Below are 21,206 nucleotides of genomic sequence, written 5' to 3' on the forward strand. Positions count from 1 at the left end.
AATATAGGATATTAGCTTATTGATTTTTCAGCTCAAACTAGCATCGTTCCTTATTGCAACTACATATATTGGTGAAGGAAATTTTGTATTCTTCACCTAAACTTTCGCTATATTCTTTGCAGAACTTCTCATACGCATTCAAAGCCATTCCTTTCATCCTTTTTTCACATAGTGCCACACATTTGGCAGAAAGGGCTTCTTCATTTAATGGGTCATGCAGGAAAATCGTGTCGGCAATACGCAGTGCCAAATCATAATTTTTGGTCTCCAGTTTACTCGAAAGGAGGTTGGTGAGTAATGTAATGGAAAGACTGGAATAGCTTTCTTTAAAATCATCCAACCATTCGTAAAGAGTATTAGGTAATAGAGGACCATAAAGAAGGAGTTCAAGTGTTTTATTCAGTTGTTCACCATCCTTATTAGTCGTTTGCATATTCTGAATCTGTTTCAATGCCTCATTATAGTCGATGAATACATCCGGACCACATTTAATACTATAGAAACTTTTATCATTCAGAATTTCTATCTGACCAACTTTTTCCAGCAAAGCACGGAGTTTACGTAGATAGACATTGCGATTGTTTCGGGCAGCATCTTCGTTTTTGTCTGCCCATATCATGTAGTCCAGCCTTTTAGCTAAAATGCCCCGTTTATCCTTTTCAGTATATAATAGCAACATGAGAAGTAGTTGCTTGGTCAGAGGTGTAAAATCGAAAGTTATATCATTGCCTTCTTTATCTTTTACGGCAAAACCTCCAAGTAAAGAGATAGAGGATTTCTCCCGACTGAAATATACCGTCTCGTCTACTCTCTTTATAACTGCAATTCCTTCCTGTTCTTTCTCTTCTATAATACTTGTTTCTTTCTTTGTGCCGGTTATGTGTTTACTCTTTTCTTTCTTCACGAATATCCGGGCAGCAATAAGAATCAGTATCATACCAACGGTTGTCCATAACAAAATTGTTTTTATCGGCAGGGAAGTCTCTTCCGGTATCTCTTGCACAATTGTGTTATCAGAGAAGAGCGGGCAGTCAATAGAATAAATAGTTATATCATGGCTGTAGTCGTTAAGAACCCAGTCTGTTAACAGATACATTTTATTGAATGAAGGTGCATAATAAAAACTAAACACCCCATCTTTAAACGCAATAGGTCTGTTGACGGAACGTGAAACGAAAGTCCATTCCGGTTTGTTTAATGAAATTTTTATCAACATGCCATATTCATGAGTGCATGCTGCGTAGAAGGCAGTGTCTTGTGGAGAATAATACATGCTGGATGCTAAAATGAATTTTCCTTCTGTATTTTCCTTTTCCCATATTTTCTCTGATTTCATTGTTTTGAGATCTATGGCATATAGGTCATAGTAATATACAGAGGCAAATTCTTGTTTTCCGCTTTCATTACCTCTTCCACCGAATACATACAGTTTTCCGTCAACAACGGCTGATGCAGTAGATGTGCGGGGGGTAATAGCAGGACTATATGCACATTCAGTTATTTCATTTGTATTCAGGTTCAATTTGAATAACGAATTTCTAAAAAGATAGAATCCATAACCTCCGAAAGTATATGCAACGCTATCGCAAACAGCCCATGAATGTCCGCTATATGCAGGTTCGTCAATAACCTCTTTGTCAAGACTCCAACTTTGTGATTTTTTATTATAACGGGAGACTAACCTTTGCTCCAGATTGTATGACAGCAATGAATTGTTGAGAGTGTCATATTGCAGATAATCAGCATATACCATAGCCCGATGGCCATGTTTGATTGTTGTAGTGACAGTGTTATCAGTACCGGGAGAGAAACAGGTCATCTTATCGTTACTTACCAGGTAGAAAATATTATCTTTCGGGTTGAAAGCCGTCTGAATCTTATCCATCGTTTTTAAAGAATAGATCTTCTTCCATTCGACGTGATCGTTGATAATCCAGTGTGGATTGACTGCTACTGCCGGTGCCTGTTGGATAAAATCATAACAAATACTATCGTTATGCTTCTTTAATTCCCAATAAAATGTATCTTGTTTGTCTTGTGATATTTTTAGGTCATATATATTCATCGGAACTACATCGGTGCGGTTAGGTAACAAAGGAATACCTAATATAATGGTCACATTTTTTGTTGCGTTCAGACGAATACCGCACGAAAGCGTCTTTCCATTGTAGGTAAATGTAGCTTTATTTTCTTTTTTCGATAATGTGAATCGTATGGATGTTTTTTCTTTCTTCTGTACTTGATAGTCCATTGACTTCATATTGTCATTAATAATTAAGGCCGGATAATATAACCCATGGTCGTGTACGGAAAATACAGCATCAATGTCTTGACCATCATCTGTACGGATATGGAATAAGGTTCCGAATAAAGCCTCATCTCTCAATTCTATTTGAAAGTCAATAGTGATTTCTTCTTTTAATTCAAAGGGTGTGTTGTTATTGAGCAGTAATGATGTCCGACGGTCGCCGGGAACATTATGCGAATTAAAATATAAGCCATAATTGGTGGCATATATGGATTGAAGAGAGATAAAGAGTATAAGTATAATCCTCCAAAGTGAGTTTTTCATCATAATTGTGCTGTGAATGATTAGATTTACAAACTTGAATGCAAATTTATAATAATTAAAGGATTAAAAAACGATGTTACGGAAAAAATATCGGCTTTATTGATAACTATTTATTTTAAGCATTTTCTTAAGTGTTTGTTTAAGCCGTTGATTAAGCTCTTCCTGCTTTCTTTGCTAAAAAACAATTAAAAGTTAGTATGAAGAAATTTTTGTTAGCATTTGCGTTAAGTGTGTGTGCGGTTTCTGTTTCTGCACAAACATACTGGAATACAGGGTTGAAAATAACTTCTCTTCGGTTGCCCTTACCACCTGTAGATTATAAGGTAGAATATCTGGATTTAAACAATGATGGTACTCCGGATGCTATTAAGTCTGTTACCCGAAATGACACGCCTATCCTTTGGTTGGATGATGATGGAAATATGAAGGTGGGAGATATTGAGGGTGATATGATAAACGATTGCTTGTTGATAGACCGTAATAAAGATGGTATCTACGATTTAGTGATTGACTGGGTGGATACGGATAATGACGGTCGTGCTGATGTGCAGTTTGTGATAGAGTATCCGACAGTAAACGGAAAAGACAGCTGGGGAAGTGGACATTATATGATAATGATGGATCTTGATAAGGATAATATATTCAATTATATAGATTGGAATAGCTTTGAATTACGTTGTTGGGATAAACAAGGCATATCGAATTTTTATGAAGATTATAGCGGACATACAGCCTTTATGAAAATACATACTCCCACTTATGACATGAAGGATTTACGGTTGAATTGGGAAAATCCGTTTCTCTTTTATGATCCGGATCACGATGGATTGACGGAAATGGCAATCCGTATGGTAGATTCTCCCAAAGTAAAAGATGCATCGTATAAAACTTCGCAGTTGAGCGGAAATATAGACTGGGTGTCAATTGCTGTTGATATGGATAATGATAATGCTCCGGGAAATGAGTTTGACTTTGACTTTACCATAGGCTTCCAAGGACCGGGGTTTAGTTACGAGGATCAGAAGCATCCGATCAAAAACCTGCGCGGATTGCCCGAAGCTGACAAATTCTTTGTAGATGCCCGTTACCGGCTGATGACGGAACTTATCTATCCTAACCACGAAAGTGCTCTTGATCTTATATTCAACAGAGGGAAGTGGACACGTGTTAATTTTGTATTTGACGAAGATGATGATTGTAATCGTTGGGAGAGGGTAGAGTTCTATGATCCGGCAGACCCCTTCAAAGTGGGTTGGAAAGCTGGCGGGATTGATAATAACAAACAATCAGATGCAGCAGGAGATCGGGGTGAGTGGGATATGGATAATTCAGGTAATGGGAAGTTGTATATAAGCCGGTTTGATGGACGGTTACATCTTTATGGTGCTGAACAGGGAATTTGGCGAGTTGATCAGAATAGTTTCTTTTATCAAGGATGGGATCGTATGTGGTTGAACAAAGATCCTGAAGTTCTTGCTACTGTGAGGTATACCGATATGGATGGCAATGGATTCTTTGATTGTATTGAATATGATTGGGATGGTGATAAAGTTTTTGAAGAAACCGTTACTTTAAAGGCGTTGGGAATAGATGACCGTTGTGATTTAATTGATATTTCGAATTATCGTTATGAAGATTATGTCTCTTTGATGCAAAGGATGGCAGATGACATGTGGCAACGTGTAGAAAATGCAGTTGCTGTGGCGAAGAAGATGGGAGTACAGACTCTTTGGTATGCTAAATGGATGAATCCGGCATCTGTTCGTGAACGGTATCATTATGGTTATTGGTTGCAATATTATCTTTTTAAGGATATAGAAAATCATTTGATGAGGACCGGAAACAAAAAACAGATAAAAGAATTAGCTATTGCTTATTATACAGGAAACTGGAAATTATAATACTATGATAAAGAAAAATATTATTATCGGGCTGTTCATCTGTCAGAACTGCATTATATCAGCATGGGGAAGTACAGTCGGTGAGAAAAAAGATTTTTATTTTTTCTCTAAACAGGATGAAAAGAATATACGGCTTTCTGCCAAGGTAGAATGGGGGAAAGAGATAATAAAAGACATGGAAGAGAAAGTGGTGGAACGGAGAAAACATTCGTTGGAAGTCCCTGTAAAAGAAGGAGGACATTTTCATCATTATTTCTGTCCGAAGCATAATTTGCTGTTCACATTCGATTGGAATAAACCAAATCAACATTACTGCTCTGCTTGTGGGAAAGACTGGGCGGGTGTTGAACGCTATGACCGTGCATGGATTTATATGCTTCACATGAAGAACCGTGATTATATGGTCAATTGTACATATCTCTATTTAGCTACGGGAAGAAAAGAGTATGCCGGTTACATACGGGATATGCTACTGGATTATGCTGCCAGGTACCCGAATTATAAGGTACATGATGCAGCCGGAAAAGAAACCTATCAGCATAGTGGAAAGGCATTTGCGCAAAGTTTGGATGAATCCAGTTGGGCTACAGATATAGCAATGGTATATGGCGCAATAAAAAAGACGCTGATAAAAAAAGAAAAAGAAATAATAGAGAATGGATATCTGAAACCGGCTGTTGACTTGCTTTTACATCGTCCTGCCGAAGGAAACTGGCAGATGTGGCTGAACAGTGGATTAGCGGCTTTGGGAGTTGCATTGGAAAAAGACTCGATTATTGAGATAGCAGTGAATCAAAAAGAGGGTTATCGGAATACTCTGAAGCGGCATCTGAATAAAGACGGGTGGATAAATGAGGGTTCTCCCCACTATCATTATTATCCATTGGAGGCTTTACTGAAAACAGCAGAGGCGGTAAGATGCAGAAATATAAATTTGTATGATGAAGATATGCATGCTATGTTTGTCGAACCAGTGAAAGGAGTCTATCCTGATTTATCGTTTCCAGCACATAGTGACGGATGGTATGGAGCCAATCTGTTGTCACAGTCTGCGCTTTATGAGATAGCAAATGTTCGTTTGCATGATCCGCTTTTACAGGAAGTATTGGAAAAAATCTATGCCGGAAAGAAACGCCTTGATCCGGCTGCATTGCTTAGTGGGAAAGCTATACCCTCATCCGGAACTCCGCTTATTCAAAAGAGTTATTTATTTGATACTTCCGGATTTTGTCTGCTTCGTAGCGGAGATAAGACGGTTGTGTTGAAATACAGTGGCAATGAACGTGGGCATGAACATCCTGATAAACTCTCATTTACTCTCCATAATGGAAAAACGGAACTAGTTTCTGATTTTGGGACTTCAGGTTATGGTATTCCTGATTATTTAAAATGGTATAAACGGACATTATCCCACAGCACTGTATTGGTGGACGCTAAAGATCAAAAGAACAAGAAAGGAAAACTGATTGCATTCGATGATACTCATGCGGCAGCTGAAATAGATGAAGCTTATCCGGGAGTGAAAATGATACGCAAAATGAAGCTATCCGGTAATTTGCTGAAGGATACTTTTATGTGTGAATCAACTGATGAACATCTATACGAATATGTGATAATGTTCAATGAAAAACCATTATTGCAGGGAGAAGGCACAGCTATTTTATTGAATGATTCGGAAGTGCATCAATGTATTCAGGGAACGATGGTCTGGCATTATCAACATGGCTTTATTTGTCATACTCCTTCTGCCGAAATCACTTTTGAACTACCCGGAATAGAAGAGATTGAAGTTGTATTGGGGAAGGCATCGGGTATCCCTTCCAATCCTACTGTCAATGATGGTCCGGGAGCGGGGGATATGGCAGTGAGGCCATGCTATCCATTGATAATCCGGGTAAAAGGTAAGTGTTTGAATGTAAATGCATCGTGGATGATTCATTAACCGATATAAGAAAAAAATGCGCTTAAAATATCATGTACACGCATTTTAAGCTCTCAATTATGCGATTATTTAAGCCTTTGTTTAAGTCGGCATTCTTTCCTTTGCCGAAAAGTTTAATTTTAAATATAATCTGATGAAAGCAAAATCTATCTTAATTGTCCTGGCATTTATTTTATCACAATCGGTGTCAGCTAAGGTAAAGCTTCCGACTGTATTGGGAGATAATATGGTGCTGCAACAGCAGACTACCGTAAATCTTTGGGGAACAGCTTCTCCTTCCAGACAAGTCAAAGTGATAACTTCATGGAATAAAAAGAAATACGTGACTAGTGCGGATACATCCGGTAAATGGAGTATTCAGGTAATGACTCCGTCGGCCGGAGGACCATTTGAAATCATGTTTGATGATGGTGAAATAACAACGTTGCAGAATATATTGATTGGTGAAGTTTGGTTCTGTTCAGGACAATCTAATATGGAGATGCCAATGAAAGGATTTCATCGGCAACCTGTGGAAGGTGCACAAGATATATTAGTGAAGGCCCGTAAAGAAACTCCCATACGTATGTTTACTGTTAAAAAGAATCCTTCGCCTGTACCTTTAGATACATGTGGCGGTGTTTGGAATGAACATACTCCGGAAGGCGTAGCTGAAACCAGTGCGGCAGCTTACTTCTTTGCCCGTTATCTGAATGAGGTATTGGAGGTTCCGATCGGTTTGGTGATTTCAGATTGGGGAGGTACCCGTGTACAGGCGTGGATGTCAAAAGAAGCTGTTGCGCCATTTAAAGACGAAGTCACTGATTCGAATACCTCTTCTTTGTATAATGGAATGATTGCCCCTGTGATACCTTATACTATTAAAGGAATGATTTGGTATCAGGGAGAAAGCAACAGTTACAACCCTCAGCTTTATAAAAGACTGATGCCTGCTTTTGTAGCCGGACTGCGGAAAGATTTTGGAGTGGGTGATTTTCCATTCTATTATGTGCAGATAGCTCCATATACTTATGGAGGTATTGAGAAAAAGGGAGCGCCGGGCATTCGGGAAGCACAGTTGGAAATGATGAAAATTGTGCCTAATTGCGGTATGGCTGTAACTATGGATATTGGAGCTAAGACACAAATCCATCCGGCAAAAAAAGAAGAAGTGGGTAAGAGATTGGCATATTGGGCATTGGCTAAAACTTATCAGCGGAATTCCTTTGGTTATTCCGGTCCTGTCTATCATTCTATGAGTATCGAAGGTAATAAGGTATATGTCAATTTTGATAATGTGCCGGAAGGAGTAGCTCCGCTTGAAGTAGAATTAGAAGGATTTGAAATGGCGGGAAGTGATCGTAAGTTTTATCCCGCGAGGGCTATAGTGGAAGGACGGAGAGGACTGTTGGCAGTGACCTGTGACCAGGTACCGGTTCCTGTAGCTATTCGCTATGGATATAAAGATTATGTGGAAGGAAGTCTTTTTGATGTATATGGTTTACCGGCTTCATCGTTTCGTACGGATAACTGGGAGGATGTGGAAAAAATGGATACTGTAAGCAGAAATCCTTTTATAACTCATTTGTTTACTGCTGATCCTTCGGCCCATGTTTGGGAAGATGGCCGCTTATACATCTATGCTTCCCATGATGTAAATCCTCCCCGGGGATGTGATTTGATGGATCGTTATCATGTGTTTTCTACGGATGATATGATAAACTGGAAAGATCATGGTGAGATTCTAAACTCATCACAAGTGCCTTGGGGAAGAAAAGAAGGGGGATTTATGTGGGCACCGGACTGTGCTTATAAGGATGGAACCTATTATTACTATTTTCCGCATCCAAGCGGAACAGACTGGAATCACACCTGGAAGATTGGAGTGGCTACCAGTAAATATCCGGATCGTGAGTTTAAAGTACAAGGGTATATAGAAGGATTGGGTGATACATTTGCCATGATCGACCCCTGTGTATATGTTGATCAGGATGGACAAGCGTATTTCTATTTCGGTGGTGGCGGTCGTTGTATGGGAGCGAAACTAAAAGAAAATATGATGGAATTGGCCGAACCTTTGCGATTGATGGAAGGGCTTGTTGATTTTCATGAAGCTACTTGGATACATAAATATAAGGACATTTATTATTTGTCTTATTCGGATAACCACCAGCCGGGTGGGAACCGCATGAATTATGCAACAAGTGACAATCCGTTAGGACCATGGAAGTACAGGGGAATTTATATGGAAGGTACCGGTATCGAAACCAATCATGGTTCTATTGTAGAATACAAAGGGCAGTGGTACGCTTTTTATCACAACGGTGCTTTGTCCGGTGGAAAAGGAAATCTGCGTTCAGTGTGTGTCGACAAATTATATTATAATGAAGACGGAACTATACGAATGGTTCGTCAAACCTCAAATTAAATCATAATTTATGAATTACAGAAAAATCTTTTTAGCCATGTCTATGGTGGCTGGCTTGATCGCCGGATGTTCTTCGGACACTCCGGATGAGTATTGGAAAAATGAGGAACCGGGTGTTTTGCTTACTCCTCCCGCACCCGAACAAACGGAAGAGGAAGTGCCTGAAACACCAGCTGCAGTAAAGCATAAGACTTTTTCCGGGCAGGTGATGTGTGGTTATCAGGGATGGTTTACGGCAGAAGGGGATGCAGTTGGAAAAGGCTGGCAGCATTTGTATCCTACAGGTTACAATGAATTTAAACCGGGGTATTCCAGTATTGAGTTTTGGCCGGATATGAGCGAGTATACAAAGAAATATCCGACAGCTTTTAAGCAACCTGACGGACAGACCGCCTACTTTTTTAGTTCGGCTGATTACGAAACGACTGACCTGCATTTTAAATGGATGAAGCAGTATGGAATTAACGGAGCTATTATCCAACGTTTTAAAAGTACCATTCAAGGTCGTCCGTGGATGGAGGAAATTATCGCAAATGCGATCAAGGCTGCCGAGAAATATAATATTGCTATCATGCTTGAATATGACTTGAGCGGGTTAGAACAAGGAGAGAGCCTTGATTACATTATCAATGACTGGAAAAGACTAAACGACAGATTCCACTTTACAGATCCGGACAAATGTCCTAATTATTTATGGGAAAAGGGACGTCCTCTTGTCGGTTTCTTTGGTATTAGTCTGAATAATGGCAAATCCAGCACGCCGGAACAGTATCTGGAGCTGATGGATAATATGGAAGGTCGTGACGGAGTGAAAGGAGAGCTTTCCTATCTGGCAGGGAGTGGCTATGCATGGCTTTCTTCCGGAAGTGATGCAAAACCGTTCAGTCAATGGGAAAAAGTCTTTAAACGTTGTGCGGTTATATCACCATGGGCGGTAGGTCGTTATAGCGATGTAAATTCTTTCCTTAATAAAAAGGAGATAATCGAGAGAGATGTTGCCTGGTGCAAAAAGAATCATAAAGTATATGCTCCGGTGGCATTCCCTGGTTTCTCATGGAGAAATACCCAAACCGTATTCGAGAACAATGGGACAAAGATTACGTTGCCGGCCAGGGATGTTTACGATCAGGTGCCTCGTTTGAAGGGGACTTTCTTTTGGAGACAGTTGGCATCATACAGGGAATGGGGAGCAGATGGAGTGTTCGTAGCTATGTTTGATGAAATAGATGAAGGTACAGCTATTTTTAAATGTACTCATAAGGATGTGACTCCGATCAATGTTTCGGCAATTAATCCGCAGGGACAGTTTCTTAGCTATGATGATGATTTGAATACCGGATATTATATATTCCTGGCTGGTGAAGCTGGTAAATGGTTTAAGGGAGCGACCGGGTATACCCAAACAAAACCAGCTTACAAGGAGCCGGAAGCAATAGACTAATAGATACCTAAAATTTAAAAATATGAGGACATTAAATCAACTTATTTTTCTTATTGCAGCTCTTTTATTCACACTTTCCGGCTATGCGCAGAACAAAAGCATTACGGGTAAAGTGACGGACGAAAGCGGAGAAGCAATTATTGGTGCCAATGTAAAATTGATTGGCAGTAATTCCGTCGGAGCAATCACTGATTTGGACGGCCAATTTTCTTTGAGTGTACCCAATGCCGGTACATTGGAAATATCGTATATCGGTTATGCGGCAAAACGTGTTTCAATAGGTAAATCAACTATATACAATGTTATTCTAAATGAAGATTCCAAAGCTTTGGATGAAGTGGTAGTGGTAGGATATGGTACACAGAAGAAAGTAAATTTGACGGGGGCTGTTTCGGCAATCAATAGTGATGAAATGATTGCTACTAAAAGTCAGAATGTGCAGAATATGTTGACGGGTAAAGTGCCTGGTGTGCGTGTGATACAGAAGACATCAGAACCAGGCGAACTGACCAATCAGTTTGATATTCGTGGCTTTGGTGCTCCGCTGATTGTGGTGGATGGTGTGCCCCGTGACAACTTCGAACGTATGGACCCGAATGAAATAGAGTCGGTTTCCGTATTGAAAGATGCTTCTGCTGCTATTTATGGGGTACGTGCTGCTAATGGTGTGGTTTTGATTACGACTAAACGAGGTGAAAAGAACAAAGCTAAGATTGAGTATAATATGTACTATGGCATCCAGACACCAGCGGAGATTTTACAGCCGGTAGGTTCGGTAGACCGTATGATTTTATTTAATGAAAAATCTATGCGGAATACGACAAATCCGCAACATAAATACACACAGGAAGAAATAAACGCCTATCTGAATGGTGACAAACATTCGACCGACTGGTATGGTGCAGTGATGAATAATACAGCTCCGCAGCAGCAACATAATGTGTCTATTAGTGGTGGCAGTGATAAAATGGACTATTATATCAATTTGGGATATACAGATCAGGAAGGCTTCTTCAAAAAGAACGCGATGGGTTACAATCGCTATAACTTGCGTTCTAATGTAACGGCACAGATTACTAAAAACTTGAAGGCTTCTGTAAGAATCAATGGTATCCTGGATAAAAAACAACGCCAGCAAATAGCTACTTTCGAAATTTATAAAGCATTGTGGCGTTCTATACCGGATGAACCGGTCTATGCTAATGATAACCCCGAGTATTATTGGAAGCCGGGGGCTGATATTGTAAATGTGTTGGCAGCCATAGATCCGGAACAGTCCGGTTATAACATAGCCCGTAATCGCATCTTTCAGTCGTCAGTGGATTTAGAATATACTGTTCCTTTCGTAAAGGGGTTGAAAGTGAAGGGTATGTTCAGTTATGACAACTCGACGAGTGATAATACAGATTATAGAAAAGAATATAATGAGTATAAATATAATTCGACGAACGGAACTTATGAAGCTTCTCCCCGACAGAGTCCGACGTATCTGAATCGCTATTATGGTAACAGTTACAACGTATTGTGGCAGGCGTCCGTCAGTTATGATAACACATTCGTGGAAAAACATCATGTATCAGGATTATTACTTTTTGAAGAAACACATAATGAAAGAGACAATATTAGTGCTTCCCGTGAGTTTTCCATTGCTTATCCATACCTGTTTGCCGGAAATTCGGAAAACCAGTTAGGTACATCCAATGCGAATGGAATTGGAGAAAGCGCCTCACGTGCGTTGGTCGGACGTTTCAATTACGATTTCAAGAATCGTTATCTGGCAGAGTTCTCATTTCGTTATGATGGTTCATCAAAGTTTCCGGCTAACAGCCGTTGGGGATTTTTCCCAAGTGTGTCGTTAGGTTGGCGTATGGCCGAAGAATCATTTATCAAGAATAAACTTTCATTCGTTGATAATTTGAAGCTGCGCGCTTCATGGGGACGCATGGGAGACGATTCCGTTGCCGATTATCAGTTTGTTACGGGATATAATTATCCGAATACCAGTGGCGATAAAATCAATAACTATCCGAAGGGATATATCTTTAACGGCAATTTTATCAATGCGGTTGGTTTCCGTGCATTAGCTAATCCGAATATAACCTGGTTTACAGTAGATACCTGGAATATGGGTGTTGATGTCGATTTGTGGAGTGGATTGCTGGGATTTTCTTTCGATGCATTTATGCGTAATCGTGATGGATTGATGGCCGACCGTTTGTCTACAATTCCGGGAACGTTTGGTGCTACGATGCCGAAAGAAAACTTGGAGAGCGATCGTTCAAAAGGACTTGAAGTCGAATTGAGACATCGTAATCGGATTGGAGACTTTACTTATAGTGTGACTGGGAATATTTCAATAACTCGTACAATGTGGCGTTACAAAGAGCGCAATCCTTCGGGAAACTCTTATGAGAACTGGAGAAATAATATAACTAACCGTTACAATGATATTTGGTTTGGCTGGGGGGATAACGGGCGTTATCAAAGTTATGACCATGTAGCCTACTCTCCTGTTTATACCGGAAATGCTGCATTGCCGGGTGACTATATCTATGAAGACTGGAATAATGACGGTATCATTGACGATATGGACAGACATCCTATCGCAACCACTGTATCCAAAGAAGGAGCGGATGCCAGCAAGTTTGAAAATAAACGTAACTATCCTTTGATGAACTTTGGTATAACGCTGACCGGCGCATGGAAAGGATTGGATATGAGCATGACTTTCCAGGGTGCAGGAATGTCTTATGTGGCTTTTGGTGAACAGTTGTCTTCTCCTTTGGGTTGGGAGGGAAACGCACTCGATCTCTTTATGGATAGATGGCGTCCCGCGAATCCGAATCAGGACCCGTATGATCCAAGTGTGGAATGGATTCCCGGGTATTATGCTTATGGAGGCATTGCACCGGATGATAACTCTGGTTTTGCTGTTCAGAAAGGAACTTATTTGCGTCTGAAGACAATGGAGTTAGGCTATACGCTACCTAAGCAGTGGCTATCTAGTGTAGGAGTAAAGAACCTGCGTGTATTTGTCAATGCATATAATCTGTTTACTCTTACAGGAGTAAAAGGAGTGGACCCGGAAAAACCGGCAGAACTGAATGGGTATATGTATCCGTTGAATAGAACATATAATTTTGGTGCGAGCATCACATTCTAATTGGGAAGGAGACTAAAAACATGAAAAAGATAAAAAACATCATAATGATTGCATTAGCAAGCTCTCTGTTTGCAGCTTGTCAGGACTTGGACATTCCGCCCAAGAATATAATACTTAATTCTGAAATTTATACCGAAGGTGGTATTGAAGCCTATATGGCGGGGCTTTACAATCATCTTCCGATGGAAGATTTCAATATGTCCGACGAGGGAAACCAAAATGGATTTTATTTCTGGAACTGTATTAAATGGGATATGTGCAGTACGGGTGAGACTGTGAATGCCAATCAAACGGCTATTTATATTCCACAAAAAGGATATTGGAGCAGAGGTTATCAGATAATCCGCCAGGCAAATACTCTGATAGAAGATCTTCCCGCCTATATTGGTAAACTGAATGGGGTGAAAAGCTGGATTGCTGAAGCTAAATTTATTCGCGCCTATGTCTATTTTTCTATGGTGAAACGTTATGGTGGAGTGCCTCTTTTGGATACTCCTCAAGAATCTACCGGTAACGATGAGGATTTGTGGATTGCACGTAGCAGCCATGAAGCTTGCATTGACTTTATCTTGAAAGATCTGGATGAGGCTATTGCGGATATGGGTACGGAAAAAGTGGCAGGACGCGCTAATAATAAATATGTAGTTGCCGCATTTAAGTCAAGGGTTGCATTGTATGCCGGTTCAGTAGCACGTTATGGAAGCCAGTTCAATTATGCAAGTAAAGAAGATGCTGCCAAACTGCTTTGTGGCATTTCCGCAGAAAGAGCAAATGACTATTTCTTACAGGCCTATCAGTCTGCCAAAATTGTAGAAAATGGAGGATATGCTTTGTATGAAGGTAATTCTGATAAAGAAGCTAATTTCCGTGAAGTGTTCAGCAGGGCTGATGATAACAGTGAGTCCATATTCATTCGTCAGTATAGCAAGAACGATTACGTGCATAGTTTCGATGCTGTATATTGTCCTCCTCGGATGACGACTACATACGGACACCGGTATAATGTAACTCTTGACTGGGTGGAACTGTTTGACGGACTTCCATTGCATCGCAACACCGGGCGTTTGAAAACGACAGATGATGAAGGTAATTATGTGGTATATGATAGTCCGACAGCTTTATTTGAAAATGCCGAGCCGCGTTTAAGAGCTTGTCTGCTACTACCCGGACGTACCTACAAAGGCGTGGAATTGGATATTCGCGCAGGTATTATTAAGGAGGAAATCGATCCTTCTACTCCGATTGCCAAATTTATTACAGATGACGGACAGACTACATCCAGCTATAGTAATGTTGCCTTTGTCAGAGAGAATATAGAGCGTGCTACGGGAGACAGTAGAAATCAGCAGAATCCTTATGTGACGAAAGCCGGTCTGAAGTTATTCAAGAATGGAATCGATGGTCCTGCTAACCAGGCTACAAATACTTTAACCGGTTTTCACGGAGCAAAATGGCTGAATCTGAATATGACAATAGGTGATACTCAATTGCATGTATCTACTCAATCATGGATTGATATTCGTTATGCTGAAGTTGTATTAAATCGTGCAGAAGCTGCTTTAGAACTATATCAGAATGGAGTCTCTAATTTTGAAGGAACTGATTTGAGACAAGATGCTTATGATTGTATCAACAGTGTCCGTTCGAGAGCCGGGGCGACTTTGCTGAGTTCACCTACGCAGTTGACTGATATATCACGTGAGGGACTTGAACGTGGTATGGGAGCGGGTTCTTTTGTTTATGCTCCGAATGACGGACTTCATATCATCCGTATAGAACGCTATAAAGAACTTGCATTTGAGCATAAGCTGTATTGGGATTTGCGTCGCTGGTTTACGTTCGATACTCAAATTTATCAATATCGCCGCCGTGAACTGCTTCCTTTCCTGTTTGCTAAAGGGGCTACGGTAAATAGTGCAGGTAATCCTGTGGGCAAGTATATCTATGATACCCGTGTCTCTGAATTTGCCAATAATTCCTTGACATTTGAAACAAAGAACTATTATGATAAGATACCTGACGGTGAACGAAAGGTAAATCCGTTACTTGAACAAAATAATCAGTACTAATACATTAAGACAGAAGAAATATGAGAAATATACTAAATCTATTAGCGTTGTTGGCACTCGCAGTAGGAACAGCCTCTTGTGAGATTGACAACTATGATGCTCCGGAAGCTGGAATATCAGGAACAATTTATAGTCCTGATGGCAATCCTTTGCAGGTGGGAGCAGGAAAGACCAGTATGCAAATAAAGATTGTAGAAAGAAGTTTTGCGAGAGATGAATCGACGGTAGTTACTCCACAGTATTTGAATTTGCGTCAGGAAGGGACTTACACAAATGAGAAGTTGTTTGTGGGTACTTACGAAGTACTTCCTGTCGAAGGGGCTTTTTATCCTTTGGATGAGGCTGAAGATACAAAAACTGTGACTTTGGCCAGTGGTAAAATAACGTCACTGGATTTTACTGTGATTCCTTATCTGTACGTAGAATTTGTGGGCAATCCTTATCTGACCGAAGAAGGTTATTTGGAATGTGCAGTGAAGTTTATTCGTAACAGTAAAGAAGGGGTTGCAATGCCGGATGTGAATAATATGCAATTGTATATTTCGCATACTAAATACTGCGGACCCAGTGGCGATGAGAATTACATTTCCCCTACCGTTACTATAACCAATGCACAGGATGGTGAAACGATTTATCTGCGGTCGAAAATTCCTTTCAAATATTCCGGAACCTATTGGGTACGGGTAGGAGCTTGCTGTAATGACCAGTATAAGAAATATAATTTTTCGGAAATCAAGAAGGTTGAAGTGCAACTGGATGAAAGTCAAGATTAATTTTAAATAGAACTATGTCAAACTTAATATTTTATTTATTATGAAAAAGAAATTCGTAAATGCGTTTTTACTGGGAACAATGTTACTTTCGATGGGAGTAGGTTTTGTGGCGTGTAATGGAGACGATATTGATAATTTGGAACGCAGGATGGCCATTGCGGAAGCGAATATCAGGGATAATGAAGCTAAACTTTCAAATGCGTTGGCTACAGCTAAAAGAATAGCAAGTTATGAGAAGAATGAAAATGGAAACTGGGTTTTCACTTTCACTGATGGACAATCTATCGAAATTGTGTCAGGTGCAACATCTTCTGTTCCTGAAATAGCAATAACGGAGAATGAAGAAGATAAAACGCTGACTATCACTCTGAATGGTAAATCGTATACTTTCTCGAAAGAAGGCTCTGATTATAATGGACTAAACGGAGTATTCTATATGCCGGAATATGTAGACGATGTGGCGTTGACGGATGTGGAAGGTAAGGTGACTGTTAAGTTTAAAGTGATGCCAAAAGACGTGGATCTTGTAAACGCAACATTTACATTGAATAATGTGACTCTGTTAAAGACCCGAAATGCCGGCGAAGAATTGTTTGTGATTACAGAGACTGCAAAAATAGCGGAAGGAATTTGGAACGTTACATTGGCTGTCAATGAAGACAGTGATGTCAAGAAGGATGAGACTTATACTGCTGCATTGGAAATAACCTATAATGAAACAACAGTAAGTTCTGATTTCTTTAAAATCAAGATAAATGCCGCCTATGCAGGAAATACGGTCGTTAAACCTATTGCCTCATGTAATATGGAAGCGATAGCGGGAAATGACGGAGCTTATAAGGCAACGATTCCGGCTGGACTGGGAGAGTATAACTTTAACGGGCAAATGGACTTCAAAAAACTTTATAAGAATTTACCGGCGGGAGCTACCTTTGAATTAGGTGCAAAGGAAGAGCAGAACAATTGGGTGGCAAATGATACCAGATATGCTGCTTTTTTAGGAACTCTGAAAGCTGATGGTATGTGGGACTTAAAGTTCCGTCCGGGAGATTCGGGCAAATGGAACGGTGGTGAAAGCATGAATGATGCTGCTCATCCAGGACTACTGATTTTGGTGAAAGATGCTGGTGGTAATATTCTTTCTAAAATTTATTGGGCAATCGTTGACGAAATAGCTGCCTGCCAAAATGTAGGTATGGGTTTATCGGGTGCATCTGCTCATTTCAATATTACGCCCACAACGAATACATTTGATATACAAGCTTATCTTGCTACTCATTCGCAGCCTTATCTTGATTATACATCCGATGTGGCTTCCGTGAAAGATGGAAAATTGGTAGTTGCCGAATGGGCTAAAGCCTATTGCGCTCAACCGGGATCGGGAGGTCTGAACTTCACAGCAGGGCAATTTAACCTTGTAGGCGCCAATGGTGAATCTGATGACGTAACTAAAGTGACATTCACGGATTATGCTTCTATTAATTCAACTACCGGTGTTATCACCTTCTTGGATGATGCAAAAAGACAAACCCCGATGAGAATAGGCATTCAGTTGAATTACCATTATGATTATGGCAGTGCATGGATTCTTCCTAGCAATGGCAAATTATGGCTTTGGTTTAATAGAACAGGGCGTGTCGATACTCCGGCATTACAATAAATAGACTTTATATGAACAACAAGCAACTTTGGTAAACGAAGAAGGGTATTTGCTTTCCATAGGCAAATACCCTCTTTCCATCCGGATAAGTTATTATAATACAATAGAGTTGCTTAATAAGCAAAATAATGAAGAAATACTTTTTTATATACATAGCTTTCTGTTTAAGTTTACCCATATTGACTTGTTGTAGTACTAAACAGATAGAAAAAACTCCAGTTGACTATGTCAATCCTTATATGGGAAATATTAGTCACTTGTTGGTGTCTACTTATCCTACGGTACACTTGCCTAATAGTATGCTGCGTGTATATCCCGAGCGTGCGGATTATACATCGGACAGAATAAAGGGACTTCCTTTGATCGTGACAAGTCATAGAGGAAGTTCTGCATTTAATTTGAGCCCTTTTCAGGGAGATGCAAGTGCGATAAAACCGGTGGTTTCATATAGTTACGATCAGGAAATTATCAAACCGTATTTCTATTCTGTGTTTTTAGATGAACCTCGGATCGAAGTGAAATATGCACCGTCACATCAGTCGGGTATTTATGAGCTGAAAACCATGGCTGATAAGCCGACTTATCTTATGCTGAACTCGGGGAATGGAGTGATACAGGCAAATGGAAATACGGTCAGCGGCTTTCAACAATTAGAAAATCAGACGAAGGTATATATGTATCTGGAAACGGAAAAGCCTCCCGTACGTATACAATCCGGCAATGAAAAAGAGTCTTATCAAATACTGTATTTAGGCGATCAGGCACAGACGATACATCTGCGTTATGGTATTTCATTTATCAGCGTAGAACAGGCGCGTCGAAATCTATATCGCGAGTTGAACGACTATAATGTGGAGAAACTGGCAAGAAAAGGACGTGAAAAGTGGAACGAGACATTGAGTAAAATTGAAATTACCAATGAATCGGATGAGAATAAAGCCGTATTTTATACATCCATGTATCGTTGTTATGAACGCCCTGTGAATATCAGTGAAGACGGACGGTATTTTAGTGCTTTTGATGGAACTGTGCACGAGGATGATGGAGTACCTTTTTATACGGATGATTGGATTTGGGATACTTACCGGGCTACACACCCTTTACGTATATTGATCGAACCTGAATTGGAAACAGATGTTATTCGTTCTTATATTCGTATGGCAGAACAAATGGATAATTTATGGATGCCTACTTTTCCGGAAATAACAGGAGATTCACGGCGTATGAACTCGAACCATGCGGTAGCTACCATAGCTGATGCTTGTGTGAAGGGATTGACGGATTTTGATGTGGAAAAAGCATATCAGGCGTGTAAGCAAGGAATCGAAGATAAAACACTGGCTCCATGGTCGGGCAAACCTGCCGGATGGCTGGATGATTTTTACAAGAAACATGGTTATATTCCCGCATTGTCACCGGGAGAAAAAGAAACGGTGGCGGAGGTACATCCTTTTGAAAAACGGCAACCCATTGCTGTGACTTTGGGAACAGCTTATGACGAATGGTGCCTGTCGCGGATAGCCGGTTATTTGCAAAAAAAGGAAGAATATACTCATTATTTATCCTGCTCATATAACTATCGGAATGTATTTAATCCTGCAACCGGATTCTTTCATCCGAAAGATAAGGATGGAAAATTTATAGAACCATTTGATTACCGGTTTTCCGGAGGGATGGGAGCGCGTGAGTATTATTGAGAAAATAACGGTTGGATATATCGTTGGGATGTGCAGCACAATATTGCTGATTTGATAGAGCTGCTGGGAGGAAATGAGTGCTTTGTTCACGCATTGGATTCAATGTTCAATGAGCCTTTGGGACGTGGGAAATATGCATTTTACGCACAATTACCCGATCATACAGGAAATGTAGGGCAGTTCTCGATGGCTAATGAGCCAAGTTTGCACGTTCCTTATTTATATAATTACGCAGGAGAACCCTGGAAAACACAAAAACGCATTCGTATGCTGCTTCATCAATGGTTCCGTAATGATTTGATGGGAATGCCGGGGGATGAAGACGGAGGTGGAATGTCGGCTTTTGTGGTTTTCTCAATGATGGGATTCTATCCGGTTACTCCGGGGTCTCCTACATATAATATAGGTAGCCCGTTTTTTGAGCATATCAAGGTCAATTTGGGAAATGGCAAATGTTTTGAAGTGGAGGCTCGTAATTGTTCGGTGGAAAATAAATATATCCAATCGGCAACGCTGAACGGAAAAGAATGGAATCAGCCTTGGATTAGCCATCCGGATATAATGGGAGGTGGAAAACTGGTGCTTGTAATGGGAGATATGGCTAATAAAGAATGGGGGACTGGCCCGGAAAATGCACCACCTTCGGCAGAATAATTTCAATGTTTTCGTTTCATCAATGAGTTGTCTGTTGTCGGAATAATTGGTCGTAAATTTCATTTTTACGATAGCTAATGTTTCTTATTTATATTTTTCAAAATTAAAATGCGCTTTGTTCTTTTTGTGGAAAATACATACCTTTGGATGCTGAATGATTTAAATACGATAAGGACTTTATGCGTTTTTTGGTATGTATTTTTGTGCTTTTATTTGTACACAATCAATTTTCGAGGGCTGAAAAAACAATAAATAATGATTCTCTGTATACTGAAAAATATATCAGAGATATTTATATTTCCGACCCTGAACGTGCTTTGCAATTGTTGGACGAAGCAGAAAACAGAAAAGTATTTTCTTTGCAGCTGATTAATGAATTACGTAGTTTGTCATATCGCAATATGTATATGAATAAACTAGCTTTCATGTATGCCAGAAAGTCATATCTGCTCGACTCCATCTCTCAAAGGGAACCGAAGCACATGTTGAAAATGACGGTTTTCCTGGCCGAACTGTCGTCTTTGATGAGTAAATACCATGAGAGTATGAGATATGCCCTCCATGGAATTACGCAGGCGCAGGAACTGAAAGACCGGGAAGCCGAAGCCCGACTGCTTTTTTGTATAGGAGAGAATAATTGGCGGTTGTCATTGAAAAATGAGGCATATAAATATTTTGACCGTACCATTGAACTGTTGCGCGGATCAAAGGATATGAGGGAGATGATGCTGCTTTCTTCTTATTATGGCGCGGAAATGGGATTTTTAATGACCGATTCCCGTATCAAGGAAGCCTTGGCTCTTGCTTATGAACGTGAGAAACTTCTTAAGAAATTAGAGAAACTACGGGGCACGTGTAAAAACCTGTGTTTTCGTTTGTTATTTTTTGCTATAAAAAATCTTTGTAGTACCTTTGTTTTGCAATCAT

The 21,206-nt window shown here is 40.1% G+C and carries 9 protein-coding genes and 3 pseudogenes; 11 read left to right on the top strand and 1 reads right to left on the bottom strand.

The window, feature by feature from the left end:
• Positions 1 to 37: 37 nt before the first annotated feature.
• Complete coding sequence (locus CJF29_RS07680; protein ID WP_099147435.1) at positions 38 to 2,575, bottom strand: kelch repeat-containing protein; 2,538 nt, start codon at positions 2,573 to 2,575, stop codon at positions 38 to 40.
• A gap of 194 nt (positions 2,576 to 2,769) precedes the next feature.
• Here CJF29_RS07680 and CJF29_RS07685 point away from each other — a divergent pair, with 194 nt between their 5' ends.
• The 11 genes and pseudogenes from CJF29_RS07685 to CJF29_RS07735 all read left to right on the top strand — a co-directional run.
• Positions 2,770 to 4,473, top strand: a complete 1,704-nt coding sequence (locus tag CJF29_RS07685; RefSeq protein WP_255299437.1) for a hypothetical protein — start codon at positions 2,770 to 2,772, stop codon at positions 4,471 to 4,473.
• 4 nt (positions 4,474 to 4,477) lie between these two features.
• A complete protein-coding gene (locus CJF29_RS07690; RefSeq protein WP_255299436.1) occupies positions 4,478 to 6,415 on the top strand; it encodes a heparinase II/III family protein in 1,938 nt (645 codons plus the stop codon).
• 487 nt (positions 6,416 to 6,902) lie between these two features.
• Positions 6,903 to 7,526: pseudogene (locus CJF29_RS07695) on the top strand (sialate O-acetylesterase); the annotation flags it as partial.
• A 417-nt stretch (positions 7,527 to 7,943) separates the two neighbouring features.
• Positions 7,944 to 8,822, top strand: a complete 879-nt coding sequence (locus tag CJF29_RS07700; protein ID WP_099147441.1) for a family 43 glycosylhydrolase — start codon at positions 7,944 to 7,946, stop codon at positions 8,820 to 8,822.
• A 10-nt stretch (positions 8,823 to 8,832) separates the two neighbouring features.
• On the top strand, positions 8,833 to 10,263 hold the full coding sequence (locus CJF29_RS07705; protein ID WP_141561034.1) for a glycoside hydrolase family 71/99-like protein: 1,431 nt from the start codon (positions 8,833 to 8,835) through the stop codon (positions 10,261 to 10,263).
• A gap of 22 nt (positions 10,264 to 10,285) precedes the next feature.
• A complete protein-coding gene (locus tag CJF29_RS07710) occupies positions 10,286 to 13,426 on the top strand; it encodes a SusC/RagA family TonB-linked outer membrane protein (RefSeq protein ID WP_099147433.1) in 3,141 nt (1,046 codons plus the stop codon).
• A 20-nt stretch (positions 13,427 to 13,446) separates the two neighbouring features.
• Positions 13,447 to 15,495 (top strand): RagB/SusD family nutrient uptake outer membrane protein, encoded by a 2,049-nt coding sequence (locus CJF29_RS07715; RefSeq protein ID WP_099147432.1) that lies wholly within the window; start codon positions 13,447 to 13,449, stop codon positions 15,493 to 15,495.
• Positions 15,496 to 15,515: 20 nt separating this feature from the next.
• The gene (locus CJF29_RS07720) at positions 15,516 to 16,268 is read left to right on the top strand and encodes a DUF3823 domain-containing protein (protein WP_099147431.1); all 753 of its coding nucleotides are present in this window, start codon (positions 15,516 to 15,518) and stop codon (positions 16,266 to 16,268) included.
• Positions 16,269 to 16,308: 40 nt separating this feature from the next.
• Positions 16,309 to 17,928, top strand: coding sequence for a hypothetical protein (locus CJF29_RS07725; RefSeq protein ID WP_141561033.1), 1,620 nt, complete (start codon positions 16,309 to 16,311; stop codon positions 17,926 to 17,928).
• A 128-nt stretch (positions 17,929 to 18,056) separates the two neighbouring features.
• Positions 18,057 to 20,279 (top strand): annotated as a pseudogene (locus tag CJF29_RS07730) (GH92 family glycosyl hydrolase).
• 179 nt (positions 20,280 to 20,458) lie between these two features.
• Positions 20,459 to 21,124, top strand: a pseudogene (locus CJF29_RS07735) (AraC family transcriptional regulator); the annotation flags it as partial.
• Between the last annotated feature and the right edge of the window lie 82 nt (positions 21,125 to 21,206).

The sequence above is a fragment of the Bacteroides celer genome (genome assembly GCF_002632415.2).
In the GTDB taxonomy this organism is placed as follows: Bacteria; Bacteroidota; Bacteroidia; order Bacteroidales; family Bacteroidaceae; genus Bacteroides.